This window comes from Neobacillus endophyticus (genome assembly GCF_013248975.1).
Taxonomy (GTDB): domain Bacteria; phylum Bacillota; class Bacilli; order Bacillales; family Cytobacillaceae; genus Neobacillus; species Neobacillus endophyticus.
Genome location: NZ_JABRWH010000001.1, coordinates 338319 through 362850 on the forward strand (window position 1 = coordinate 338319; position 24532 = coordinate 362850).

General features: G+C 36.2%; 24 protein-coding genes and 1 pseudogene. 14 read left to right on the forward strand and 11 right to left on the reverse strand.

Annotated elements, in window-relative coordinates:
• Positions 1-58: 58 nt before the first annotated feature.
• Together HPT25_RS01655 and HPT25_RS01660 are read right to left on the reverse strand one after the other, a co-directional pair.
• On the reverse strand, positions 59-805 hold the full coding sequence (locus tag HPT25_RS01655; RefSeq protein WP_173059075.1) for a recombinase family protein: 747 nt from the start codon (positions 803-805) through the stop codon (positions 59-61).
• The gene (locus HPT25_RS01660; protein ID WP_173059078.1) at positions 778-1089 is read right to left on the reverse strand and encodes a hypothetical protein; all 312 of its coding nucleotides are present in this window, start codon (positions 1087-1089) and stop codon (positions 778-780) included. The genes HPT25_RS01655 and HPT25_RS01660 overlap by 28 nt, the downstream gene beginning before the upstream one ends.
• Positions 1090-1420: 331 nt before the next feature.
• On the opposite strand from HPT25_RS01660, the gene HPT25_RS01665 reads away from it, so the two are divergent.
• Complete coding sequence (locus tag HPT25_RS01665) at positions 1421-2431, forward strand: hypothetical protein (protein WP_173059081.1); 1011 nt, start codon at positions 1421-1423, stop codon at positions 2429-2431.
• Between the two features lie 181 nt (positions 2432-2612).
• Here HPT25_RS01665 and HPT25_RS28225 read toward each other — a convergent pair whose 3' ends face one another.
• Together HPT25_RS28225 and HPT25_RS01670 are read right to left on the reverse strand one after the other, a co-directional pair.
• Positions 2613-2774 (reverse strand): hypothetical protein, encoded by a 162-nt coding sequence (locus HPT25_RS28225; RefSeq protein WP_217269600.1) that lies wholly within the window; start codon positions 2772-2774, stop codon positions 2613-2615.
• 284 nt (positions 2775-3058) lie between these two features.
• On the reverse strand, positions 3059-3277 hold the full coding sequence (locus HPT25_RS01670) for a hypothetical protein (RefSeq protein ID WP_173059083.1): 219 nt from the start codon (positions 3275-3277) through the stop codon (positions 3059-3061).
• Between the two features lie 319 nt (positions 3278-3596).
• On the opposite strand from HPT25_RS01670, the gene HPT25_RS01675 reads away from it, so the two are divergent.
• Positions 3597-3833 carry a hypothetical protein gene (locus tag HPT25_RS01675; RefSeq protein ID WP_173059086.1) on the forward strand — a complete coding sequence of 79 codons (237 nt, stop codon included), beginning with the start codon at positions 3597-3599 and terminating at the stop codon, positions 3831-3833.
• 1220 nt (positions 3834-5053) lie between these two features.
• Here the strand turns inward: HPT25_RS01675 and HPT25_RS01680 are convergent.
• On the reverse strand, positions 5054-6538 hold the full coding sequence (locus tag HPT25_RS01680; protein ID WP_173059089.1) for a hypothetical protein: 1485 nt from the start codon (positions 6536-6538) through the stop codon (positions 5054-5056).
• A gap of 1264 nt (positions 6539-7802) precedes the next feature.
• Between HPT25_RS01680 and HPT25_RS01685 the strand changes: the two genes are divergently transcribed.
• Positions 7803-8534: an HNH endonuclease gene (locus HPT25_RS01685; protein ID WP_217269601.1), complete on the forward strand. Its 732-nt coding sequence runs from the start codon at positions 7803-7805 to the stop codon at positions 8532-8534.
• 349 nt (positions 8535-8883) lie between these two features.
• On the opposite strand, the gene HPT25_RS01690 is transcribed toward HPT25_RS01685, so the two are convergent.
• The 3 genes from HPT25_RS01690 to HPT25_RS01700 all read right to left on the reverse strand — a co-directional run bounded on the left by HPT25_RS01690 (position 8884) and on the right by HPT25_RS01700 (position 12018).
• On the reverse strand, positions 8884-9594 hold the full coding sequence (locus HPT25_RS01690) for a hypothetical protein (protein WP_173059095.1): 711 nt from the start codon (positions 9592-9594) through the stop codon (positions 8884-8886).
• A gap of 155 nt (positions 9595-9749) precedes the next feature.
• Positions 9750-10796, reverse strand: a complete 1047-nt coding sequence (locus tag HPT25_RS01695; RefSeq protein ID WP_173059099.1) for a hypothetical protein — start codon at positions 10794-10796, stop codon at positions 9750-9752.
• Positions 10797-10800: 4 nt separating this feature from the next.
• Positions 10801-12018: a hypothetical protein gene (locus HPT25_RS01700; RefSeq protein WP_173059102.1), complete on the reverse strand. Its 1218-nt coding sequence runs from the start codon at positions 12016-12018 to the stop codon at positions 10801-10803.
• A 95-nt stretch (positions 12019-12113) separates the two neighbouring features.
• Here HPT25_RS01700 and HPT25_RS28230 point away from each other — a divergent pair, with 95 nt between their 5' ends.
• From HPT25_RS28230 to HPT25_RS01715, 4 genes and pseudogenes are all read left to right on the forward strand, one after another.
• Positions 12114-12281 (forward strand): hypothetical protein, encoded by a 168-nt coding sequence (locus tag HPT25_RS28230; protein WP_217269602.1) that lies wholly within the window; start codon positions 12114-12116, stop codon positions 12279-12281.
• A gap of 205 nt (positions 12282-12486) precedes the next feature.
• Positions 12487-12954: pseudogene (locus tag HPT25_RS01705) on the forward strand (ABC transporter substrate-binding protein); the annotation flags it as partial.
• A gap of 21 nt (positions 12955-12975) precedes the next feature.
• Entirely contained in the window at positions 12976-13743 is a 768-nt protein-coding gene (locus HPT25_RS01710; RefSeq protein ID WP_173059105.1) for an ABC transporter ATP-binding protein, read from the forward strand.
• Positions 13733-14539, forward strand: coding sequence for an ABC transporter permease (locus HPT25_RS01715; RefSeq protein ID WP_173059108.1), 807 nt, complete (start codon positions 13733-13735; stop codon positions 14537-14539). The genes HPT25_RS01710 and HPT25_RS01715 overlap by 11 nt, the downstream gene beginning before the upstream one ends.
• A gap of 78 nt (positions 14540-14617) precedes the next feature.
• Here the strand turns inward: HPT25_RS01715 and HPT25_RS01720 are convergent, their stop codons facing one another.
• Positions 14618-15493: a TetR/AcrR family transcriptional regulator gene (locus tag HPT25_RS01720; protein WP_173059111.1), complete on the reverse strand. Its 876-nt coding sequence runs from the start codon at positions 15491-15493 to the stop codon at positions 14618-14620.
• A 183-nt stretch (positions 15494-15676) separates the two neighbouring features.
• Between HPT25_RS01720 and HPT25_RS01725 the strand changes: the two genes are divergently transcribed.
• From HPT25_RS01725 to HPT25_RS01745, 5 genes are all read left to right on the forward strand, one after another.
• Positions 15677-17206: an MDR family MFS transporter gene (locus HPT25_RS01725; RefSeq protein ID WP_173059114.1), complete on the forward strand. Its 1530-nt coding sequence runs from the start codon at positions 15677-15679 to the stop codon at positions 17204-17206.
• Between the two features lie 446 nt (positions 17207-17652).
• The gene (locus HPT25_RS01730) at positions 17653-19185 is read left to right on the forward strand and encodes an NADH dehydrogenase subunit 5 (protein ID WP_173059117.1); all 1533 of its coding nucleotides are present in this window, start codon (positions 17653-17655) and stop codon (positions 19183-19185) included.
• Positions 19182-21803, forward strand: coding sequence for a DUF2309 domain-containing protein (locus HPT25_RS01735; RefSeq protein ID WP_173059120.1), 2622 nt, complete (start codon positions 19182-19184; stop codon positions 21801-21803). Before HPT25_RS01730 ends, HPT25_RS01735 begins: the two co-directional genes overlap by 4 nt.
• Positions 21804-21851: 48 nt before the next feature.
• Complete coding sequence (locus tag HPT25_RS01740; RefSeq protein ID WP_173059123.1) at positions 21852-22217, forward strand: Na-translocating system protein MpsC family protein; 366 nt, start codon at positions 21852-21854, stop codon at positions 22215-22217.
• Positions 22218-22232: 15 nt separating this feature from the next.
• Positions 22233-22730 (forward strand): carbonic anhydrase, encoded by a 498-nt coding sequence (locus tag HPT25_RS01745; protein ID WP_173059126.1) that lies wholly within the window; start codon positions 22233-22235, stop codon positions 22728-22730.
• Between the two features lie 52 nt (positions 22731-22782).
• Here HPT25_RS01745 and ytkD read toward each other — a convergent pair whose 3' ends face one another.
• Together ytkD and HPT25_RS01755 are read right to left on the reverse strand one after the other, a co-directional pair.
• A complete protein-coding gene (gene ytkD, locus HPT25_RS01750; RefSeq protein ID WP_173059129.1) occupies positions 22783-23262 on the reverse strand; it encodes an RNA deprotection pyrophosphohydrolase in 480 nt (159 codons plus the stop codon).
• A gap of 69 nt (positions 23263-23331) precedes the next feature.
• The gene (locus HPT25_RS01755) at positions 23332-23655 is read right to left on the reverse strand and encodes a hydrolase (protein ID WP_173059132.1); all 324 of its coding nucleotides are present in this window, start codon (positions 23653-23655) and stop codon (positions 23332-23334) included.
• Between the two features lie 229 nt (positions 23656-23884).
• On the opposite strand from HPT25_RS01755, the gene HPT25_RS01760 reads away from it, so the two are divergent.
• Both HPT25_RS01760 and ytzI read left to right on the forward strand, forming a co-directional pair.
• On the forward strand, positions 23885-24142 hold the full coding sequence (locus HPT25_RS01760) for a DUF6154 family protein (protein WP_173059135.1): 258 nt from the start codon (positions 23885-23887) through the stop codon (positions 24140-24142).
• Between the two features lie 93 nt (positions 24143-24235).
• On the forward strand, positions 24236-24406 hold the full coding sequence (gene ytzI / locus HPT25_RS01765) for a YtzI protein (protein ID WP_173059138.1): 171 nt from the start codon (positions 24236-24238) through the stop codon (positions 24404-24406).
• Positions 24407-24532: the final 126 nt, after the last annotated feature.

Here is a 24532-nt window from a genome sequence, read left to right on the forward strand (position 1 = left end):
TTACATAAAGGGGAAATTTCACAGCAAAAATCACCAAGCCCATTTTTTATAAAAACATTTACTTTATAATTGCCGGTGCCTCTCCTTTTCCTTCGTACCAAATTTTATATTTTAAAATACGCTGAACGGTTGTGGCATGAAATTGTTTATTTTTTCTTGTTACAAAGCCTTTTTTATTCAATTCCTCTGCTATTTTATCCATCGAAAGCCCTTCTTCTTTTAGAAGAAAAACTGTTTCAATAATTGGAACTTCGCTTGGTTCAATAGCCAGTTTTCCAGTACCGATAATCGATTTGTATCCTACCGGCGGTGTACCACCGAGGAACCCCCCCTTTTGCTGCTTTCTTCTTCTCCCTTCTTGCATCCGTTCTACAATCGCCATTCTTTCAATAGTTGATCCGTATGTTTTCATGATAATCATCATAATTTTTGTTGGGTCATTTTCATAATCATTATCTTCCGTAACGGAATGTAACCTTGTCTTAGTGCGGTTCAAAAGTGTCATAATGTAACCCATATGTAGAATCTCCCTTGTTATCCGGTCGAAGCGGTGCAGTAATATGTAGTCTATATCCTTATGTTTTTTGAGCGCTTCCAGCATCGCTTCCAGCTGTTCTCTTTCAATGGTTGCTGAAGAAGCCACTTCTTCGAATTCGGCAACCATTTCAATATTATTTTCCTTGGCGTAACGTTGAACCACTTCTCTTTGACCTTCAATCGATTTATCCGCTTCTCTTTCAATTGATTTTCGGAAATAGGCAAAAGCTTTTTTATTTTTTATTCCTCCGGATGCCTTTCTAACCATCTTTGTTCCGCCTCCCATTCTATCTGTGCTTCTCTTGCATCCATGCAAATATCGCAGCTACAGCAGTTGATGCAATGGATATTTTCAAACTTGTGCTTCACACTTTCCAATTCGGAGATAAGGTGGTAAATGACACTATCGAAAGTGGCGCGGGGTACTATATTATCCAATTCAACTTGGGGATAACCACCATCTATGTAAGGTTGACGTTCTTCTTTAAAGCTCATTTTAATTTGAAGCAATTCTTCGTAAACTTTCTCTGAAACTGTAATTTTTTTACTCATATAATCCTCTCCTAACAATAGTTATTTTTACGTTCGTTCCAACGGGCGTTATAAATTTATTCCATTGTTATTAATAAAATCCTTTTTATTCAGACTTACAAATTGTACCCCGGCAATAAAAGACTCAAAGCCAATTAAAATAACCGCAACTCTTTTTTCGATTTGCCGGCAAATAATTTAATAAAGGTTTTCAAACAAATTTAATGAAATAAAAAAAGCTTCGATAAGGAGCGAATGGAGGTTTATATTACGGACAAACAATCAGTGTAAATTTTTTCGAGGACTTTAATTGAATTAACCTCCACTTTTAAAAAATGGGAGGTAAAAATTAATGGGAAAAGTTAATCGCAAAGGGCAAGTATTATTTGATTCAAAAGGCACTTATTTAAAAACATTACGTGAAGGTGATATTGTCCTAACAAAAGAGCAGTTAGAAGCGGCAAAAAGAAAAAAAGAAGAAGATGCGGAAGCAGAAAAGAAAAAATTAAGATCCACTCAAACCAGAGGGAAAGATTTTGTGAAAGAAATGATCAGCGAAGATTTTAAAGGATTAGTTTCAGGTAACGACTCAGGTCATGTACTCGAGCTAGCTGTTCGAATTAGCTTTAAAAAAGGACCAAAAAACGGGTACCTGATTATGAGTGATATCAATTCCTTAAAAGCAGCTAACTTTAATGATATGTGCAAAATTTTTGGAATACACAAAGGTGTGGAATTATCAAAGATGGGCGCATCAAAAATTATAAAAAAACTTGAAAGTAAAGACTTTCTTTGGGTGACTCGCGAAGAAAACGATAAATATGGAAAAAAAAGAGGTAAAGATACAAAACATGAAGGAAGAATTGAAGAAACTATTTATGAAATAAATCCAAAATTCTTTGCAAAAGGAAGAACAGAAAATGCTCAATACGTAAAGTTCTATTTAAAACATTTTAAATCTTTAACAAAAGGTTTGTCTCCGGCAGAAAAAGGCTTTCTTTTAGAAATTGCACCGTATTTTCATTATGATCAGTATGTATTATGCAAAAATCCAAACGAAACGGACCTTACAAAGCTAGAATTTTTCACGCGAGAAGAGTTAGCAGTAACTCTTGAAATGGCTTATTCTAATGTAAAAGCAAAGGTTAATGTGTTAAATAAAGCTGGAATCATTGGAGAATGGAAAACCTATGGAGTGATGGCTTTATATTTACATCCTGATTTGGTATTCAAAAAGGATATAATTTTTGAAGACATTGATTACACTGATAAAATACGAAAGCAATTTGAGTTAAATAAACAATCCGTTAAAGATAAAAATAAGAGGATTGCAGGACAAGCTGAATTGTATAATTTATTTTGATAAATATTTAGCGGTCTTTGACTGCTTTTTTTTTCCAAAGGCTGTTTTCGTATAGATTGTTTCTCTTTGAAACAAAAAAAACCTTGGAATTATATTAATCCAAAGTCTTTTAGAGTTTGATGCCATTGAATGGTATTTTGAAATTACTTTTTATAGGTCCTACTAATGATTGGGGCATTTGTTATTTGTAATACGGAGTGATGTCGATAGTATCTTCTAAGTCACATAAGCGACTATCCATTGCATTTTTTATGTCATTTTTGCTTAATCCCAAATCGTTCAATTTCTTTAAGATTTCCTTTTGAATCTCTATAGGTAATTGAGCAATATACATTGTTTTCATTAGATGCTTCATTCCTTCACTATATGTGTCTTTTGTGTATTATATATTATATAGCATTATTTTAAAAAATCTAAAAAATAACAATGTTTACCAAATCAGCCTTTACAAAAAAATGATTAGGCTAATTATGTTTACTATTAGAGGCTTAAAAAGTTTATTATTCAGAGTTAAAAAAGTTTACTATCAGAGCTAAAAAAGATTACTATTATTTAAGCTTTAATTTTGACCATTAACGCTTTTTTTATGTATTGTATTCTTCTGAATATTATAAGGACGCGTAGCGTCTATTTTTGTTTAGATTGTTTCACATTCTCAATTAGAGGCACGATTAATGTATTGCAAACTTTAAAACTAACGATTGTTTTAATTATGCAACCGAGGCGATTGGACTGGATAATGTCAGCACTCTCTCTTCTCGAGTAGAGCCATCTTTTTAATTGCTTAGCACTTACTAACTCTGCTTCTGTTAAACTACTTCCAATGAATAATAGGAACAGTGCCATAAACAAAAGACTCCTATACTTCTTCATTTTCCTCAACTTTGTCACTTTGTGGATTGACTACTTCATTTTATCATTTGTAGCAAAAATTACCTATACGAAAAATTATAAGTGTATCTACTTACCAATGACCATATCCTCCCGTATCTGGGATCTGGTCCAAAACCGTGTTTTTTTAATACCATTCTTTAATCAAACCAACTATACAAACCATTGACATATATACCATTAATTTATATAATTAAATCACAAATCAATAAATACAAATCAAAAATCATTTTACTTAAAACTGAAATTATTTCCGGAAGAGGAGAATAAAGAAATGAATTTTAACACCCTTTTAGAAGATGAAATAAAAGATTTGGCAGAAAGATTGCAAAATCATGTTGATGCCGAAGAAAAAGACTACGGTTTTGATTGGGGAGGAATATTTTTCTATTTCCATCAAGATAAAAGCATTACAATAACGGTTGAAACTCTGGGAGAATTTTGCTTTTTAACTTCAAAATCAGCAGCAGAATTTGTTATTTTTAATGTAATACCTTTTATAAACAAATAAAAACAAGATTATTTAGAATATTCTGTTCGCTGAAATTGACTAATTCTACACGAATAGTGTCTTGGCTTCCCTTCTCCCTTTAAAATGGATAACGGTTGCAATGGATGAGGTATCGGAAGTTTGGCAAGTGAATTACTCATGATGTGGTCCTTCGATGATAATGCGTACACGAAGATAGCGGAAGCTATCTTTTTTAATTCTTTTCTTATGTATTAGATAGATTGGTATCAAAATCTTGATTGGATTTTGGACCTTTTTTATGATGATCTCTCAAAATTGATTTTCTTTCACAGTTTCAAGAATTTCGTTTATCATACTTTCAAGCTTATTTCATGACTATGACCATCTTTTTAGTAAGGTCCTCTCTGAATTGTTAAGCTTCCAAAGGTTGGATCCTTTGCCCAAAGCTATTAACGCCTTCTGATAATGAGTTTTTGGAAATGTTGGATTTTTAAGGATTTATAGTCAACCGAAAGGACCCTCAGCAAAGATGATACTTTTACTTTGCATATTTACACATTGGAATTAAATGAAAAACTTGAATACAAGATGGAAAAGAAGCTATCCGAGAGAACCTTTGGCACTTTAGTGAGCTTTTTGAAATCCTTTTCTGCATTTGATTCCGATGAGATTATGGATTTTGAAGAAAAATACCTTAACTAACTTTTTTATAACTCTCCAAATCTCAATTAACATAAAAATACGAGCCTTTATATAATGGCTCGCGTTTTTATGCGTTTTTATTATCATTCATCGGTTGTTTTTTCGGGAACCAAAGTAATCTCCATCTTTGAAATGCCTTTTGCATTCTAACCTCTACAATTTTTTTAAGCGACTTGTGAACTCTTCGTTAATGCGTTCATCTGAAAGGGCTAAATCAATGATTTCATCTTCGATTTCTTTTTTCCATATATTTATAATCTTCATTAAAGTTCAGTCAACGATGAAAAACAAGATTCGCCCGTGTCATTTGTAAAATGGAGCGTAACTTCTGCATCGTTTTCTTCAAAATGAAAACTGGCATCAATTTCATAATTGATCCGTCCGGTGGAAAAATATTCAGCTTTTTTATAACCCAGTAATGTCACATTCCAATTTTACATTTTTTACCTCTCCCGTTTTTATTTTACTTGATTCGGGAATGAGAGTTAACACGGGTATATTCCTAACCATTCTTTCCAAGAAAAATGGATTGTTGTAAAACAGGAAAAAACAATATTTTAATATTGTTTTTTCCTGTTTAAAAAGCGATATGGTCCATTAGCATCCGAGCGGTTATGAGACATTTGCTCAGAAGCTAAGCTATTGCGCAGCCAATTTATGTTACGGTGCATCAATTCTTCTCTATCGTACTTCGGAACAATGACAGGTTTGCCATCATTTCCTAAAACCTTATATTTAGGCGTTACCCAATATTTTTTACCGTTCTTGCCGGTTCTTTCTTCACGATACACCTTCATCACCGGAGAACCATCTTTTTTATAAACGACGTTTCCGTTCGAATCGGTTTTGGGAATAAATTTCGGTTTCATTAACGGAATCAATGGATTATGTGGTTTATATTTATTTCCATGTTTATCTTTAAGAATAATATCCGCAAGCTTCAGCAAATTATCTACCACTTCTTCACGGCTCATTTCCGGAATGATTCTTGTATCTAAATTTTCCATCGCAGCCGGGCGGAAAGCATGATATCCTTTCCAATCAATCCCTGATTTTGCAGCAGCTTCCGATAGTGCATTTTTCAATGTATGCTCCGAGAAATCATCGCCGAAAATCTTATCTGTTCGTCTAAACTCTCCGGAATTCCATAATTTTTGAAGATATTTTTCCGTTTGGAGCACCATCGCCAATTGATGACGGTTATTTTTCATTAAACCATCTTCTAAAAGCTCAAAAAATGGATTTACTTTGCCTTTAAAATCTAAAACCATACCCCAGGTGACACTAAAGAGTGTTTCTTCACGCAATCCTACATACGTAAGTACAGCGGAAGCAACCTGAGCTTGTTGTTTATCTTCTAAATTTGCGATGATCTGCTCCGCTTGTTCCAGTGTATAACCACGCTTGCCATCTGTTTCCCCCATGTTTCGAACGAAATCTTCTTTTTTCTTTTCTCCAACAATTCCTTTATGTATTTTTGGTTTGATTAGATTGCTAATGTGGCTATTAATACCTACTTTAACCGTACACTCACGCCATTTTTTTAAATCCCCAAGATATCTGCTTAAAGTTGAATTGGTGCAACCATTATCTTTTTTCCATTTGAGAAAAGTAGTAACATGATGATGATTAATATGCGCAAGTCCCTGAATTTCTCTAATCGAAGTTTCCCCGGCATCTCTCCGCTTTTTTTCTTCCATGATGATAAACCGAATTAAATCATCACTGACGGAACGAACACCTTTCATTTTGTTTAAACTCCAAATTCCATCCGCATGATTATTTGCTCCACCCTTTTTGGCATTGGTTTTTCTATCATATCCAGCTACTGCACGTTTTCCCAAATCTGTAAAATCATTATCTGAAATAATACGTTTAGAAGCAGTATTGAGATTGAAATATTTATGTCTCATCTCATCATCCCAACCATCTTCATCCCGGATTTTCAGCTTCGCCCAACTTTGTATTTTCAGATTCCCATCTTCATCTCGTTTGTTATATATTCCCCGGCGTGTATTTGCACGTATCATTGTTGTTTCCATAACAACACCCCCTAATATATGCGAACAAACATTCCTATAAATTATAACCTCTCTTTTTCAAAAATTGTGGAAAAATCAAGGAAAAGAATGTCAATGCCGGATGGGCGCAACGGGTCAATCCGTTGCATCGATCGGGAGCCTGAAAGTTCATTTTTTCATCAAATAATTTCGCTAACAGCCTCTCAATATGAATTGGGCAAAAAGAGTGCGCCCAATTCCATATTGAGAGGCTTGAAGACCTCGTAGCCTTGTGCCTACAGCGCGTAAGACTACCGCAATCATCTCGCTTCGCAGTGATTGTAAAAAACAAAAAATGGCATGCAAAAAGCACGCGATTTTTTAGGTTCGTAAAAAATCCGTGTATCTACGATGTTTAGTTGTTTGCATTTTTGACTCATTACCATGAATCCTCTAAAAACATATTTGCTTGCTTAAGGCGTGGCGTAACACGAAGGTGTCCGCAAGGATTCAAAGTTCAAGCGATTCAAAAATACAGAAATTTTAAAAGCAAACTACAAGCTTCGAATTCAATCCAACAGGTTATGCCAGATTATCAATCTTCTAAGATTTCCATTTTCTTTTTCTGATTGATTAAGAATTCTATATCCCTATTATTTTTTATTACTCTTTTTCTACAAATTTTCACTCTTTTATAATTTTTATTCTTGTGACTGGCTTTCATCATAATGACTGACAACACCAATAACGATCATTGATGAAGGAAGCTCAATCGGTACATTCAAAAAAATCAATTCAGCATCCGCGCCAATTAGAATCGTTATCCATATTCATTTTAAGTGGGCACTACTTAGTTAATGGTTATCAGATTTATTTTAATTGCCCACCTGTAACTAGTTGAAATCAGTTTCACAAAGGTAATCCTATACAAAACTAAAGTATATTTTTCTTACACTTATATAATACCAAATTTTACCATTGTGTCAACTTTAACTTCCATCCTTTGGTTAACTATTATGAGTACAGAGTCAAACGCACAGATAACTGGTATACCCGCACCGATCTACTTCCAAGGAGTTTTTTGTATTCGTACTTATAACCAAATGAAACAGAATCCTCAAAAATTAATATTTTGTGATTGCTCCCATAGATAACAATAAAATAAGCGCAATCAGCCGATACCCCATTTCTCCTCCTTATTTCGAGCAAACAGTTTCAAAAAATATAAACCATTTACTGAATTATTCTCATTTTTTACTACTTAAGTTATTATTGAAAATATACAAATTATTTATTTTTCATTTGGATGGTGAAAAAATTGGCTACCCTTGATCAAAGAAGGATTAAATTTGTTAGAAATCTCCCTATTGAAATCCGGGCAAGAGTACTTTATGAATTTTTGAATAAAGGAACTAGTAATCGGAATATTGAAAAAGCAGTTGATATTCTTAATGAAGAAGATGGTTGGCAGGCTTGGTCCGTTAATCATTTTTACGGCTTTGATGCACGTCATAAAGCAAAATTCCCCACTTTGACAATAAAAAAATTAAAAGAGAAATTAATTGAATTTGATGATAACGATTTAGAAGAATTGCATCTAGGTAGCACAGCTCAAACTGTATCGCCTAATATCACGATGAACGAAAACGATGGAAAAGACATTTTTAGACAAATCAAAACTCGCCAAGGGCAATATAAACTTCGAAAAAAAATATTGAAAAATTATCAGTCAAATTGTGCCTTATGTAAAATTTCGCATCCAAATTTGCTTATTACTAGTCATATCAAGCCTTGGGCAGAATCCACTCAAGTAGAAAGAGTGGATTCTCATAATTGTATTTTATTATGCAAAATTCATGATGCGCTTTTTGAAAATGGCTTTATATCTTTTACTGATGATTTTCAAGTTCTTTACTCAACAAATTTTGATTTTGATAGTCAGGGAATACATAAGAATCTTACCTTCAGAGAACCTATAGAATATTTACCTTCGCCACTATTCTTAAAGGAACATAGGCAAAAACACGGTTATGAATAATATAAACAATAAACCTTAAAATAGAAAAAGCAGTGCGTTTTTTTAAAACTCACTGCTTTTCCCGCCTAATCTTTATCGTAATCTTTATATAATATTGTTAGCTTAATTTTAAATGGTGGTCATAACAAAACGAAGTAGCTAAAACACTACTTCGCTCTACTTCTACTCATTTCTTCTTTTTACAATAAAATTTCTGCTGGGTACCCGGATATCGATTCCATTGATCAATGATTAATTGCATTTACATAATTAAGTTTTATCGTGCATTTATTCGTGATACCAAACTCTATACGAGCTTGCAGTAACTTGTGCCCTACTCCCCCATTTTAGCCGGAGTCTGGAGTCTACCTTATTTATTTAAACGCAGATCTCCTTCTGGAACAAACTCCACACGGTTGAAATATGTGAACTTATTATCACCGCGGCGTTGGAATAAATGACTGTTGCCCTTGTAATCCACCAAGAGAACCATGGTGTTATCGTACTTTACAGCAACCATTTCATTATACCGTGGGTCAATGCACTTTTGGAACACTCCCGCAAGTTCAGCAAAAGTAAAAACCTGTTCAGGGTTATCCTGAACTGTGTGATAGACTTCATCCTTGTGTCCATACTCAATCATTTCAGCTTCCTCAGAAATAATCCATTTACGCACATCACTAATGAAATCACTAATGGATTTCTTAGCCACTTCACAAGACGTTTGAACTAAATGTGAATGATGATAATGCAACTGCGTGGTGGGCTTATCCCATTCTTGAACGTTATGACTGAATTGAGAACCATTGTAGGCAACCAACACTCCATAAGGTTCTGCTCCCTTATTTGCACATTCAGTGCAATATGCAAATGTCCAAACAGTAGATATTCCAGATTTACACTGAATATGCACTTCCTCTTTCCCGCATACATCACACTTAGTAGGTACCAATGTCTTTCGTTCTTGGAATGCAGTAGCTTGCACTGATACAGGAATTGAAACGCCTTTAGGTATAGGAAGCACCTCCGCAGGTGGTCTAGTATCCTCCATTAAGAATGGAATATCTTTGAAGTCTGCCATAATTAATCACTGCTCCTTTTTAATAATGCCACAGAAGTGGCTGCTACATCCCAGGTACATACACGACTGGGAAATCACGAAGCGCACTAAGTGCACGCGTCCTCTATTCATTTTTTGGGGTAAAATTCAGCTTTTATTATTTTTTATAATTGCATTTAAACACAAGCTTTATGACTTTGCTCTACTATTTGGAGACTACCTAATATTAATGTCTCCCAAACTTCATCTTCAAAATTAACCTCTTCGTGTATAGGACGAGAATGAACGATATTATTTCTAATATTATAAAACCATACTGCATTCTTTGAATCGCTAAAACTACTTGGTTTTATAGATTCGATTAAACTTACTGTACCATTATCAATACCATTGAAAATGGTAATTAGCGATTCTTCTTCAGTAGGTCTTTTTTTTAACTCCTTTTCTAATAATTTTGCAAAATCATTAATAGAAAGGGAGCTCTTAAAACTATTATGAAGTGATTGAAGAGAGAATGAATGGAATACCGCTTCAATACACCTATAAATTTCAATAAATACATCTCTCCAATGAACTGAATTTAAGCTTTTAGTTAAAATATTGTAGTTAATCGTACTAAAATTCTGAACAAATAGGTTAGAGTATTGATTTAATATGACTTCAGGAAAATTTAACGGCAGCAAGTCTTTATTATTCGCAAGCAGGTATCCAACAAGATTTCCTAATCTATGATTTATATATGCACTTTCAAGATCAAATTCAAAAATAAGAATGTTATGAAAGTAAGGAATTAAATCCACAAACTTATGTCCGGGGTATTCCTCTACCTCATGTTGAAATAGCACTTCGTCATAAATTTTAGTTTTAGAACTTTGTCTTTTAACAGGAAGTCCTAATTCACAAACTAATCGTAAAAATATGGGGGCTGAGATTTCTATTTCTTTTAGATATAATCCTTCATCAAAATTTACATTAATTTCATCAGGTCCAGTAATGAGAAAATATTTTCTTTCATTTAGTTTAAAATAGGCAGCAATAACCCCGGGAGCTATAGGTAAAATTTCTTCTATTTTGATTTTAACACAATCGACTTTTTCTTGTTCAGTAAGTTCTATCCATCTTGATGCCGAAGGTATACTTCTTCCTAAATCACTTACAAAATTTATGAGCAGGTTAAAAATCAAACGATTCATTTCATCTCTATTTCTAAAACGAGCAGGCATTTGATTATGACCTCCAACAAGGAGAGAGGTTAGTGAAAGTAAATTCTTCTTTAATTAATAATCTAAATGCGTTAGTGAAAAACTCTCTCTCAAAATCTCCTACCTTTGAAACAACCTTATTGATTCTTTCGTTAAGAGTCATAAAATCTAGAAACGCTTCGAGACGATCGTTATCATAATCTTTAATTTTCGCTAAAAATTCATCCATTTTATTCAAAACTTTATTACATCTTTCATGTTGTTCCTCTACACTTCTCTCATCACCTGGGAGACCAAATATCTCAATAGAAAATGCAGTCATAAAGCCAATTCTAGCTGTATGACTTCCAAATAGATCTTTTCCTTTAATAAACTTACCTGTAACCTTAGAATTGTCGTCTGTATAATCGTCGTCATCAGAGTTGTCAATTTCAGGTTTATAGTTGAAAATATACTCATCAAATAGACACATTCTAGACAGCAATTCAAAAAAGATATCGCTAAAATCTCTGTCGGAAGTTGCTTCAATGAAATCAAGTTTTGTAAATTCATCTGCTAATGCTTCTTTTGTATCTATTTTGTATTTTCTCGCTCCAAAAACAAGAAAAAGTTCTATTATCTTATCAGCTTGAAAGGTTCCAGGAGCAGATCTATTTCCATTTTCATCAATCTCAATCAAATGGATATTTTCTACCTTGCTTCGGATTTCATTTATCAACGAATTGTATAATATCTCTATCTGCCTTCTTATGTTCCATGGTACCTGACCCGAATTAAGTATTAGCATTCGATACAATAAGCTATTTGTATTAGTGGATAACCAGTATTCAACCCTTATTTCCTTATCACCTAAGTTTTTATTATCTGTCATTGCATCTACAATAGCTGTTGTTCTTTGCATACCATCAATAATCGATAAACTTTCTTTTGAGACATTATTTAATATATCAAGTATAGCACCTTTGTCCGATTGCATTGAATCTACTTTTTCATAAGTCTCCTTATCCAAAACAATTCCTATTACAATTGGAGGTAGAATTGTACCTTTAACTATATCATTCCTCATTCGTTGTCTAATTCTTATAGCTGATTTTGTTTTTAATGCCTGTCTTTGCCCCTCAATCCCGCCTTTACTTTTATAAGCGGTTTGAACTAATTCTAAATAATCCTTAATCCTAATATTTGTTAGGACTGAAAAGCAGTCCACTCTTTCGTCTCTTAAAATATTGACGGAATCGTTCATTCATTTTCCTCCTCAAACCATAATTCCCCTTAAATAATGATACCATCTTCTATTCAGAGCATCAAAATCCTTTGGTCTATATCGTTAATAAGAAAATGATTATTCATGAAAAACTTGTTTTATCAGTAAAAAGCAGAGCTTATTCTTATGCGAATTGCTCTGCTATGATTGGTACTTTTATAGTGTTTTATCGTGAGGCTACTCAAAAGGCTTTTCTGAAAATTTTTTTGTGTCTAAAAAAAATCACAGCGCCTGTTGGATAAATTCACATAACCGATCAAAAAGGTTTCCAGCCGTGCCTGCATCTGCAAAGCACCTGCACGTTAGCTTAAGTACATCTCTTCACATACTCATTTACTCCTCGACGCTCCCGCAGGAGTCTCACGGCTTCCACTCCAATCAACATGGTCATAAAATCAAAAATGACCCTTAACACAGCCCAATAAAAATAGGTGCATTTTGTTTTACAATGCATTTGCTTCCGGAACCGGCGATTTTGTTCAATTATTCGAGCCTACCGCCAGCATTTTTGAGAAGCAAGGAAAAGGTTATATTGTTGCTTCCTTTGGCAAGGAATCCGGCCATGTTCCATATACAAGCTTTATGGCCAGACAAAGCTATATTAGCAAAAATAAAGCTACTATTGAAAAATTTACAGCAGCAATTTACAAGGCGCAGCAATGGGTACAAACACATAATTCAGAAGAAATTGCCAATGCCGTAAAATCTTATTTTCCTGATACTGATTTTGAAATAATGAAAACTGTGATTGACCGCTACAAGAGCCAAGGCTCCTATGCAACCAATCCAATTCTAGATGCGGACGAATGGAATAACCTGCAAAACATTATGAAAGAAGCAGGAAGTCTTCCGAAGCAAGTAGATTATAAAACACTTGTAAATACAGCGATTGCTGAAAAAATTATTAAAAAATAGTTAGGAAGGGAGGCCGTTTTCATGAGTTTCTTGACTGTTCAAGATGTCCATCATACTTATTTTACGAAAGATTCGGCAGTCACGGCTCTCTCCAATATTTCACTTACAGTAGAAGAAGGAGAATTTATCTCCTTTCTTGGCCCTAGCGGCTGTGGCAAAACAACTCTGCTCACGATTATTTCCAGCTTATTAAAGCCTACCCAAGGAACGGTTCTATTGGAAAACAAACCGGTATCTACATCACAAAGTGAGATTGGCTATATGCTGCAACAGGATTATTTGTTTCCATGGAAGACGATCGAAGAAAATGTGCTGATTGGCTTAAAGCTATCGAAACAGCTGACAGAAGAAACAAAAGCGGCCGCTCTTGGTTTGTTAGGCCAAATTGGCTTAAGCGGGGTAGAAAAACAGCTGCCAAAGCAATTATCAGGCGGGATGAGGCAGCGAGTGGCTTTGGCACGCACACTGGCAACAGAACCTAAACTGCTGATGCTGGATGAACCGTTTTCCGCTCTGGACTACCAAACAAAACTAAAGCTTGAAGATTTGGTTTCCAGAACATTAGATAACTTAGGAAAAACAGCCATTCTCGTGACCCATGATATCGGTGAAGCAATCGCCATGAGTGACAGAATATATTTATTCTCCTCTCACCCAGGTAGGATTCACAAAATTTTTTCGGTGCCTAAAGAGTTACGGAAGCTTTCACCATTTGAAGCCAGAAACCATGAAGCATATACTGACATTTTCCAAACCATATGGAAGGAGTTGGAGTCCCTTGAACATTGAAAAGAATAAGGTAGAACTCCTCCATAAACAATATATTCGTTCCATAAAACTAGAAAAACGATGGGTCAGATTTTATCAGTTGATTATCTTACTGCTAATTTTTTCAAGCTGGGAATTTTTAAGCCGGATGCAATGGATTGACCCGCTCATTTTCAGTTCTCCGTCTAGAATTTGGAACCTATTAATCGAAAAAATTCAAGACGGCTCCTTATTGACGAATTTGGATGCTACCTTAATAGAAACAGTCGTCAGTTTTATTGTCAGCACACTTCTTGGGGTCATTATTGCCGCCATTCTTTGGTGGTCACCTTTTGTATCTAAAATACTGGACCCTTATCTCACTATTTTTAATGCGATGCCAAAGGTTGCTTTAGGGCCGGTGATCATCGTTGCTTTAAGTCCAGGCTACACCTCGATCATTGCCAATGGTGTAATCATCTCCGTTATTATCACAGCCATTGTCGTCTATACATCGTTCCGGGAAGTGGACCCAAACTATTTAAAAGTACTGCAAACCTTTGGAGCCACACGATATCAATGTTTCAAAGAAGCCATAATGCCGGCAAGCTTCCCAACCATCATTTCTACATTAAAAGTAAATGTCGGACTATCTTGGGTCGGAGTTATCGTCGGCGAATTCCTTGTATCAACCAAAGGCCTGGGTTACATGATCATCTATGGCTTTCAAGTATTCAACTTCACCCTTGTATTTCTCTCCCTGCTCGTCATCGCCATCTTCGCCACCATCATGTATCAACTCGTTGATTTATTGGAGAAAAAACTAATCAAAGAATAGTAGATTGCTAAGGGCTTTCTACTATTCTTTTGTTGTGTTTTCTTTTTGGTGCCTGACACCCAAAACATTATAAACTGTTTATAAACCGTTAATAAGTTCCTCAAGTTTGGCAATTCCTTTTTGCCAGCAAGGGTCCTGATGAGTGCTTAATGATAGCAGTGCACTTTGGATGAGAAATTTGCGCGGTTCTTTTGCTTGGGTGATTTCATTTTGGATAAAGTCCAGCAATTCTGTGAATTTAGCATGTTCGCTATGATTCATTACTGCTTTTTTTAATCCCAAAATGGTATGATAGATTTTCTCATGAATTGCATGTGCTGTTTTCATACTTCCCGGCAGCCATTTTTCCAATATTTTTGGATCTATAAGCTGTTCATCAGCTTTGGAAACCTCCTCAACTATTTTGACGATACGCTCCACGCTGTATCGGACCACCTTCGGAACATTAATCCTCGATTCATTCATTTGAAAGTGATATTTAAGATTGAGATGTAAAATTCCCAAAAACATAATGGAACAATCTAATAAATATGGCTTTTTCTCTTCTCCGAAAATATCCAGAAACCGTTGGAAAACCCAGCGGAGATGCAATAAATGTCCAGCTTTCATAAATTCCTTTAAAGCTTCATCATTCGATACAAATACTTCCTCAAACAAAGCCATTAATTTATATTTGCGATTAGCCTTCATCTGAAGTTCAATTTGTTTGATAAATATCCCAATATCCGAACGATTTTGTCCAATTAATAATTCATTCACTTGATTATCAATATCTTTTCGTAAGGATTTGAAAATGGCCATCAGTAATTCACTTTTGGATGAAAAATAATTATAAAAAGTTCCTTTAGAAATCCCGCTATACTCTAGAATGTCTTGAATAGACGTCGCTTGAAAGCCTTTATCAATAAATAATTGGTGGGCTTTATTTATGACGTGCTGTTTTCGATCGTTCATACTATTCACCTTTTATCTAAATTAAACTGCATGTACAAAAAATATACTACATCATTTCCCTTTACGATTCAAATCCTTATTAATCAAGAAACATTTTTGTTGCAAAAATTGAACAGCGAGTATATTATAGAGTTCGGAATACAGGTATAAAAAAATGAACTATGAGTTTAAGGGGAGAAATCGATGGAACACTCAATTACAAATAATCATCGGCCTCCATACGGAATCATTGCGATTCTGATGATTGGGGCATTTATTTCCATGCTAAATGAAACACTTCTGAATGTTGCCCTTCCTTCTATTATGAAGAATTTGAACGTGGGTGCATCTACTGTACAATGGCTTTCAACCGGCTACATGCTGGTAAATGGGGTTATGGTCCCAGCCACAGCGTTTTTAATCCAAAAATATTCAGTTCGCAGATTATTCCTAACTGCCATCAGTTTATTTACGGTCGGTACATTTCTAGCTGGGTTTGCACCAGCATTTCCTGTTTTATTGCTAGCCCGTATGATTCAAGCATCCGGTTCGGCTATTATGATGCCACTATTAATGAATGTGATGCTAACAAGCTTTCCTCCTGAAAAACGTGGAGCAGCGATGGGACTTTTCGGTTTAGTATTCATTTTTGCTCCAGCAGTAGGTCCGACTTTATCAGGCTGGCTGCTTGAACATTATGATTGGAGAATGCTATTCCATCTTGTTTCACCAATCGCAGTGATCATATTGTTAATCGCTGTTTTCTTGCTTAAGGATAAAAAAGGTAAAGTGGACCTTCGTCTTGATTTTCTATCACTTTTATTGTCAAGTGTAGGATTTGGTGGATTATTATATGGATTCAGCTCAGCTGGTGATAAAGGCTGGGATAGCCCTCAAGTGTATATGACGATTATAGTCGGGGCTATTTCATTAGTCCTGTTTATTTTCCGTCAATTTAAACTTGAAAAGCCAATGCTGGAATTCAGAATCTATAAATACCCAATGTTTGCCCTATCATCTTCCATTTCCATTGTCATTGCAATGGCGATGTTTTCTGGGATGCTGCTACTGCCACTCTATGTACAGTCTATTCGCGGCATATCAACCTTTAAGTCCGGACTTTTGATGCTTCCTGGTTCGCTTTTAATGGGCATTATGTCGCCTATTACAGGGAAACTCTTTGATAAATTCGGCGGTCGTGTTTTAGCGGTTATTGGATTATCGATTATGACCTTAACGACTTATTTTTTCAGTAAGTTAACATTGGATACATCCTATACACAATTAATGATTTTATATTCTCTGCGGTTGTTCGGTATGTCAATGGTCATGATGCCAGTTATGACAAATGGCTTAAACCAGCTGCCAGCACGATTGTATCCGCATGGTACTGCCATGAATAATACATTACAGCAAGTATCCGGTGCCATTGGTTCAGCACTGCTTATCACGGTCATGTCCAATCGGACGAAAACACATGCAACTGATTTGGCTGCATCAGCAACAAAACACTTAACCCAGCAGCCTACACCTGCCGTTATCGCGGAAATGAAGCACCAAATTGCCATGAAGGCAATGCTCGAAGGAATCAATGATTCATTCCTAGTTTCTGTAGGAATTGCCTTTATTGCCCTAGTGCTTGCATTATTTATTAAACGGACAAAACAAGCAGAAGACCCAGCTGCTGTTAATACACAGGGTCAAAAAGTAGGTAGTAAATTAGCAGAAAGTTAACAAAAAAAAGGTATCCAAACCGGATACCTTTTTTCTATCCTACGATTTGACAAGAAGTTCAAAAACTTGACAGGTATTTTTATTAAAAGTAATATTATGTTTGAATTAATTACCTAATAGACTTCTGTTTTAATAGAAACTACTTTAGCATTTTATTAATTGATGAAAAATTGATGGTATGAAAAAGGAAACCTATTGCAATAGAAGGATCTATAATCATTTGAAATCATAATGCCCCATTTAAGGGAGAAATTCATATAATTGGTAGACAATTAAAAAGCTTTTTTGGCTAGTTAAGTGTAAACCGACAATTTAAAAAGTGTAATGGTCTTAATAAGTCCATTGCGCTTTGAAATTGTCGGTTTTTTTATTTTATTTAGAAAGGAAAGTTAGAAAATGAATCAAGGAATATTGATGACATATACCCTTCAATGGGGGGATGTAAAATGTTAAATTTTCATAGTTCGGCTTTCCTTCCTGGGATGTTTTTTATCTTACTTGCTATTTCTGTCCTTAGCTCGCTATTCCTATTAATTTCAAAGGGATCTTTGAAATGGATCTCTTTTCATATCGGTGTGATATCATTCCCCCCTATAGCTGCTCTGGCAGGCCTTTTATTAAACAGGAGAAGCACCCATGTCGGCCCATGGCACTTTGATTCTTTATCATGGCTCTTGGCTTTGTTTGTCCTGACAATCGGTGCGATAGTTCAGCGCTATTCTGTTCGATACTTGTACGGAGACCAATCATACCGCAAATATTTTTCGTTTCTAACATTGACAACAGCTGCTGACTCTTTGGCATGGCTTAGTGATGATTTGCGCTTACTGATGTTATGCTGGGGCGCAACACTTCTTGGTTTAACGTTTCTAATCGGGTTAAAACAAGAATGGTATGTTGCAAGAAATGCCTCAGTATATTCTGGAAGAATGTTTGCACTAAGTTGGGGTGTCTTGCTGCTCGCTGTCATCTGGCTGACACAAGCTACTGGTCACTGGCAGCTGTCACAGGTATTAACAGAAAACAGTCTTTCCCGGCTTGACGCATGGAAAAGAACCTGTATAAACCTTCTTCTGATTTTGGCTGTTATCATCCCTGCTGCACAATGGCCTTTTCACAGATGGCTGTTAGATTCTGTAGTGGCACCAACTCCTATTTCTGCCGTCATGCATGCAGGGATCGTAAATGCTGGTGGAATACTGCTAACGCGATTTTCTCCAATTTTAAGCGGGGATCCGGCACAAATGGTCCTGCTCATTATATCTAGTATCTCTGTCCTAATGGGGACCGGAATAATGTTGGTTCAGGTGGATTATAAACGACAGCTTGTAGGCTCAACAATGGCTCAGATGGGGTTTATGTTAATTCAATGCGCATTAGGTGCGTATGGGGCTGCCGTTATTCATGCTGTACTGCATGGACTTTTTAAAGCAACATTATTTTTACAGGCTGGTTCTGCCGTTCACCAAAAAGAGCGAAACAAAGGGCACCAGAAATCGTCACCATTATGGACCATTATTGGCGGTATTATAGGGTTGCTAACCGGAATAGGTTATTGTCTGACATCACCAAGCGATGGTTACCAATGGATCAGTGCCATCATCTTAGGCTGGGCAGTTTCATTCGCCTGGATGCGAATGGTGGCATTTGGATATGGTCTGATCGACCGTATAGCGGGAATGATCCTATTAGCTGGATTTGCAGGGGTATTCGCCATGATCCATACCGTCCTTTTTCACTTATTACAAGACACGGCTCAATCAAGCGTTCAGACTTTCTCACCGGCTGTTATTTACCTTTTCATCATCCTGATTGCTGGGAGTGTTATTGGTACATGGTTATTCCGCCACCGTTCAACCGCTGCTTTTGCCGTTCTTTACCTTTGGCTTATACGGTTAAGTGAGCCGCAAACTGATATGGTTGAAAGCCATCCAAAGTATCTGACACATTCAATGTCACAAGGAGGTAATTTACAATGAGCCCTACATTGGCGAAAAAATTACAACAGATTGAAAAAGAACCACGTCACATTGAACTTGATATACATGAATTTGTTCACTCAGCCAGCAATGTCATAGCACCCCTCGGTCCTATTAGCACTTTTGCTGCCCGTCACCCCTGGGTAGGGATGGAACAGCATTCATTTGAACAAGTGGCACGCCGCTTACAACATACCAATGACATTGATCTATATCCGAGTAATCCAATGATTCAATTTGCCAGGAACAAAGGAGAAATTAATCCACATTATCTGGAAATCAGCCTGCAGCGTTGGCTGGATACGCAGCGGCTGGATCTTCCACGTGTAACGGCAGAGCAGTATTGCCGCGCTGCTCTGCATACGTACGAGCCATCGCTTGAGTTCCGGGAATTACCAGAGTTAAAAAAATTGGTAAAAAAATTAAATCGGATTCAGTTTCAAATTACAGAAAAAAAATTTCTTATAACATATAGTCAGCGATTAGAACAATTAGGTGTTGAAAAAACTGCGACCAATCTTAATCTCCAAATCATTAAGTGGTGTAAATTATTCCTTGATGAATCGCAAGCTGTCTGGACAATGCCAAATCGCGATAAAGGTTTTTACCATGCATGGAAGAAACTGGTTCCGTATGATCCTGCAATTAAACCCGCTATACGCAGTCAGCTCCATAATCTGCCTATAGATGCTGGACAAGCTTTAATGGAGGCGTTGTTAAAGCTTGAAATCCCATATACCCAAATTCAAAACTATCTGGAGGCACACTTGCTTTCATTACCAGGCTGGGCAGGAATGATGCTCTGGCGTTCACAAGAATCAGCACAAGACCACTCACTGCTCACAGAATACTTAGCAGTAAGACTTTCACTGGAATATGCCTTTATTCACTCTTATCTCCCACTTCCAGAACAAAAATTGGAAGAACAGGTTCAACTGGAGACTCTAATTGCCAGCTGGCTCCATTGGGGAGAACTGACAATCCACGAATTTTCACAGCTATCTCCTACAGAACTAAAGGCTCGATTAATGCTCGCCAGTCGGTTTGATCAGATTCTCCGTAATCAACTTTGGCTCGAAGCATGGGAGAAAACTTATGAAGAACAAATAATTAAGCTGCTATCTACAAAACGGGAAGATGGCGAAGGAAAAGCAAAAACCATAGAAGCACAATTTGTTTTTTGCATTGATGTGCGCTCAGAGCCATTCCGCAGAAAATTGGAACAAGCTGGTTCTTATGAAACAATTGGCGCTGCCGGTTTTTTCGGATTACCGATAGAAACATGTGAGCTTGGTAGCCAGCACACACATAACTCGCTGCCGGTTATGTTCAAACCACAACACCGAATAAAAGAAGAGGCAACTGAATCTGAATTTTTAGCCTATCAACAACGCAAACAGACAGCATATTCTCTTAGCTCTGCATTTAAGATGATGAAACAAAATTTGCTATCCAGTTTAGTCCTGCCAGAAATAAGCGGCCCTTGGCTCGGTCTGCAAACGCTGGCCCGAAGCTTTGTTCCTAAGAAAACTGCCTATGCTGCTCGTAAAATAAAAGAAACATGGCTCCATAAACCTTCTACAGAACTATCACTCGATCATGTTCAAACAAAAGGTTCAGAGCTGCCTATAGGATTTTCACTTGATGAGAAAATTTTGTATGTTAAACAAGCTTTAAAAACGATGGGACTCGCTGACCATTTTGCTCCATTAGTAGTTATATGCGGGCACGGAAGTCACAGCACAAATAATCCTTATGCTTCGGCACTTGATTGCGGGGCATGCGGTGGTGCATCAAGCGGTTTTAATGCGAGAGTACTAGCAGCCCTTTGTAATCTTCCTGAAGTTCGGAATGGCCTTATAGAAGAAGGCATTGCTATACCCAAGGAAACTATATTTGCAGCGGCTGAACATATCACGACACTTGATCAGCTGAAGTGGCTCTATGTTCCGGAGTTATCCGATTCTGCTCAAACAGCATTTGATAGCATCGAAGCTTGTTTACCAAAAATTTGCGAAGAGGCCAATGCGGAACGGATCCATAAATTACCGCATATTAACCATAATAATAAGAACCCTAAGTCTGAAGCCGCGCGTTTGGCAGAGGATTGGAGTGAAGCTCGCCCTGAGTGGGGACTGGCACGTAATGCCGCTTTTATCATCGGTGAACGCCGGCTTACCCAAAAATGTAATTTGGAGGGAAGAGCATTTCTTCACAGCTATAACTGGAAAAAAGACAAAAAAGGAAGCCTCCTAGCTAACATTATCACTGGACCAGGAACTGTTTGCCAGTGGATTAATCTGCAATATTATGCCTCAACTGTCGCACCGCACTATTACGGAAGCGGCAATAAAGCAACGCAGACCGTGACAGCAGGTATCGGTGTTATGCAGGGAAATGCCAGCGATTTGTTATCAGGGCTTCCATGGCAATCTGTCATGCAGTCGGATCTGGAATTCTATCATTCACCATTACGTCTGCTGGTCATTATCCAGGCACCAAAAGATTATGTGGAAAGATTGCTGAAAAACGATCCAGCATTTAATCAAAAACTCCGCAATGGATGGATCCGGCTTGCATCCATTGATCCGGAAGGAAACTGGAAAAGCTGGTCATAATCTATTTCATTTTTTAACTTTTATTAGAAAGAAGGAAAAAGAAACAATATGGATAAGACAAAAGGGATGATTGAAGCCGAAATTAGCAAGGCCTTAACCCATTGGGAGAAAACCTATCTTGGCCGCGGCTCCGTATCTGTTAAATCAGACATTCTTCGGGATATGATTATCGTCATTTTACAAGGGATCCTATCCCCTGCCGAATATGCCTTATGTCAAGATAAAGAAGGACTGCTTTCTGTTAAAAAGAATCGAAATAGCCTGGTGGAAACAGGAATTGAAGATTTAAAAACCATTATTTTAGAAATAACAGATCTCGAGGTAGTAAGTTTTTATACCGATATTAGCACACGTACCGGGGAAAGGGTCATGGTCTTTAAACTCTCGGATGAATTAGAAACCAAACTATCATAGTATGAGGTGAATAACATGAAAACTGCTAAAAAGAAAAAAGTTCTTTTGGTCATTGGGAATGAAGACAAAATAGAAGATATCAAAAAAGAATTTCCAAGCATTGATTTTGAAAATATGATTATTTTACAAAGTTATGGTTCTGTTATTTCTCCTTTTGGCGATCAAATGCGGGACATCATTTTAACTGTCTATCAGGAAAATGTTGAGGAAATCATTGTGACGATATCTAAAGCAAATAAAATGAATACAGATGAAACCATTAAAAAGATCCTTGAAAATGAAGAGTTACAAGAAAAACTTAAAACATATCATTATCTTTTTACTTATTGCATTCCTGAATTTCCGGAAGGCGGAATAAAAAGTTGGCTGGAGGGAAGCAACCCTCTTAAGGATGATCTCCAAAAAAGTGTCGAAGTTATTCGCCAGCATCCTCTGTTGCCATCCACTGTAAAAGTAAGGTCATTATTGTATAGTTTTGAATCTAAAAAAGAAGTAGATTTTGCTGTTTTATAACAGACTTTTGGGGTAGAAAAATTATAAATCTACCCCATTTTCTATAAAACCGTTATTTTTGTTTACAAATAAGTTCATTAATATATTTTAGACATTCCTCTATCACTTGATCCTTCATAATGAAACTATACTCCTTGTCAAATCTTACCCGCGACAAATCTCCTTGAACAACATCTGGACCATTCGTTTCATGATAACTCTTTGTTTGCTCTATCGTATTTACTCTTCCCCAAAAAACAGATTTGACAAATGCTCCTGTCTCGCCTGAGACTTTGTACTCAGCCAAAAATTGTAAATCATCTAAAATGGCTCCAGTTTCTTCATAAACCTCTCTTCTTGCTGCCTCCTCAAGTGTTTCCCCAGGTTCACATTTACCACCTGGAAATTCGAGCCCTCTGACTTTATGGCGGGTTAATACCCAACAATCCCCATATTGACAAATAACAAGCACATGATTAGCCTTTTCTGAAAAAGCATGCTTAGAAAATGACAGTTCCACAATGTGGCCGTTCTGGTCTAAAAATGTAATCATCCCTTTATACCCGCCTTATGTATATTCAATATTTTTATTATAAAACAAAAAAAAGAAAATCCTAAAATCTTAGGATTCCCCCGGAAGAATATTCATTGATTCAATGTGACGTTTCGCTTCTTCATCACCTAATTTATATAACATTCCATAAACCTGTTGAATGGTCCTGTCATATGCATCATTTTCCTTATCATAATGGTATTCGAGAAACGGAACATGTGACCGGATAAAATTTTGCCATTCAGTTGAATAATTTTGATCAAATAATTCACGTAGGTCTGTTATTTCTTCATCAGTAGCCTGAATTTTAAAGCTCCAGGTGGAATCAGTGGCGCTCTTCGTAATATGGCCCGTTCCAACATCTATGTAATAAGTCTTTTTTTGCTCAGCCATGAACACATCCCCTTTTATTTGTTAGTAATCCTCAAATGGAAAAAAATTATTCCAGATGCAAAATTCGATTTATTTTTCATAATGGTTTACGATATAATAAACCAAACAAATAAAATAGACAGATTTTTCTGTTAATTAAACTAAGGTTTAAATCAGGAATTTTTTTCTCTTTTATGGGAAAGTATGAATGATACCTGTACAATTTATAGGAGGATAAGGAGGTGTAAAAATGAAACTTGTAGACGAACTTTATGAGATGTATCGAAATAAGCTGACTGGGGATGAAGAGGACATTGACATGCTGGCATTTGCCTTTTTAGAAGAAATGTCACATGAAGATCTTTTGGCATTGATTCAAGATATGGATAAACAAGAACTCTATGATTTAATGGGCCTTTATTTAATCGAAAGCTTAAAAGGGAAATTTGCTCAAGAACAATACGGCCAGCATCGTACCAATACTTATTATCCTCGAAACATTCATTGATTTTTACATAGCTGCATTTCGGGAGGCGCGCTTACAGCCTCCCTTATATTTTGAATTCATGGGTACAATAAATATAAAAAAGGAGTGACAACATTGTATACAGTTTTTGTTGTATGCATCGTTATTGTCATTGTCGTCCTGTTATTGGCAGTCATTACTACTTCCAAAGCATATTCCTATAAGCATACAATTGACTCATTAGAAAATAATCCAAATATTAAACAAGAGAATGACCAACATACAATCGAGAAAAACGAGCGATAAAAAATTCCTATTCATTTAGAATAGGAATTTTTTCAGATTGTAGACAAAAGGCATTTCAAAAGTTCCGATTCTGGCGCCCTTTTCTAAAATTGGGATTTTTCTGTTTGATTTTTCTTAAGGTAGACC

What these genes read in the sequence shown, in the direction of transcription:
- HPT25_RS28230 (WP_217269602.1), top strand. Translation starts at nt 12,114, where the DNA reads ATGATTATTCATGAAAAACTTGTTTTATCAGTAAAAAGCAGAGCTTAT.
- HPT25_RS01675 (WP_173059086.1), top strand. Translation starts at nt 3,597, where the DNA reads ATGAATTTTAACACCCTTTTAGAAGATGAAATAAAAGATTTGGCAGAA.
- HPT25_RS01755 (WP_173059132.1), bottom strand. Translation starts at nt 23,655, where the DNA reads ATGGCTGAGCAAAAAAAGACTTATTACATAGATGTTGGAACGGGCCAT.
- HPT25_RS28225 (WP_217269600.1), bottom strand. Translation starts at nt 2,774, where the DNA reads ATGAAAACAATGTATATTGCTCAATTACCTATAGAGATTCAAAAGGAA.
- HPT25_RS01700 (WP_173059102.1), bottom strand. Translation starts at nt 12,018, where the DNA reads ATGAACGATTCCGTCAATATTTTAAGAGACGAAAGAGTGGACTGCTTT.
- HPT25_RS01735 (WP_173059120.1), top strand. Translation starts at nt 19,182, where the DNA reads ATGAGCCCTACATTGGCGAAAAAATTACAACAGATTGAAAAAGAACCA.
- HPT25_RS01690 (WP_173059095.1), bottom strand. Translation starts at nt 9,594, where the DNA reads ATGGCAGACTTCAAAGATATTCCATTCTTAATGGAGGATACTAGACCA.
- ytkD (WP_173059129.1), bottom strand. Translation starts at nt 23,262, where the DNA reads ATGATTACATTTTTAGACCAGAACGGCCACATTGTGGAACTGTCATTT.
- HPT25_RS01740 (WP_173059123.1), top strand. Translation starts at nt 21,852, where the DNA reads ATGGATAAGACAAAAGGGATGATTGAAGCCGAAATTAGCAAGGCCTTA.
- HPT25_RS01710 (WP_173059105.1), top strand. Translation starts at nt 12,976, where the DNA reads ATGAGTTTCTTGACTGTTCAAGATGTCCATCATACTTATTTTACGAAA.
- HPT25_RS01695 (WP_173059099.1), bottom strand. Translation starts at nt 10,796, where the DNA reads ATGCCTGCTCGTTTTAGAAATAGAGATGAAATGAATCGTTTGATTTTT.
- HPT25_RS01720 (WP_173059111.1), bottom strand. Translation starts at nt 15,493, where the DNA reads ATGAACGATCGAAAACAGCACGTCATAAATAAAGCCCACCAATTATTT.
- HPT25_RS01660 (WP_173059078.1), bottom strand. Translation starts at nt 1,089, where the DNA reads ATGAGTAAAAAAATTACAGTTTCAGAGAAAGTTTACGAAGAATTGCTT.
- HPT25_RS01665 (WP_173059081.1), top strand. Translation starts at nt 1,421, where the DNA reads ATGGGAAAAGTTAATCGCAAAGGGCAAGTATTATTTGATTCAAAAGGC.
- HPT25_RS01655 (WP_173059075.1), bottom strand. Translation starts at nt 805, where the DNA reads ATGGTTAGAAAGGCATCCGGAGGAATAAAAAATAAAAAAGCTTTTGCC.
- HPT25_RS01685 (WP_217269601.1), top strand. Translation starts at nt 7,803, where the DNA reads ATGGTGAAAAAATTGGCTACCCTTGATCAAAGAAGGATTAAATTTGTT.
- HPT25_RS01745 (WP_173059126.1), top strand. Translation starts at nt 22,233, where the DNA reads ATGAAAACTGCTAAAAAGAAAAAAGTTCTTTTGGTCATTGGGAATGAA.
- HPT25_RS01680 (WP_173059089.1), bottom strand. Translation starts at nt 6,538, where the DNA reads ATGGAAACAACAATGATACGTGCAAATACACGCCGGGGAATATATAAC.
- HPT25_RS01760 (WP_173059135.1), top strand. Translation starts at nt 23,885, where the DNA reads ATGAAACTTGTAGACGAACTTTATGAGATGTATCGAAATAAGCTGACT.
- HPT25_RS01670 (WP_173059083.1), bottom strand. Translation starts at nt 3,277, where the DNA reads ATGGCACTGTTCCTATTATTCATTGGAAGTAGTTTAACAGAAGCAGAG.
- HPT25_RS01725 (WP_173059114.1), top strand. Translation starts at nt 15,677, where the DNA reads ATGGAACACTCAATTACAAATAATCATCGGCCTCCATACGGAATCATT.
- HPT25_RS01730 (WP_173059117.1), top strand. Translation starts at nt 17,653, where the DNA reads ATGTTAAATTTTCATAGTTCGGCTTTCCTTCCTGGGATGTTTTTTATC.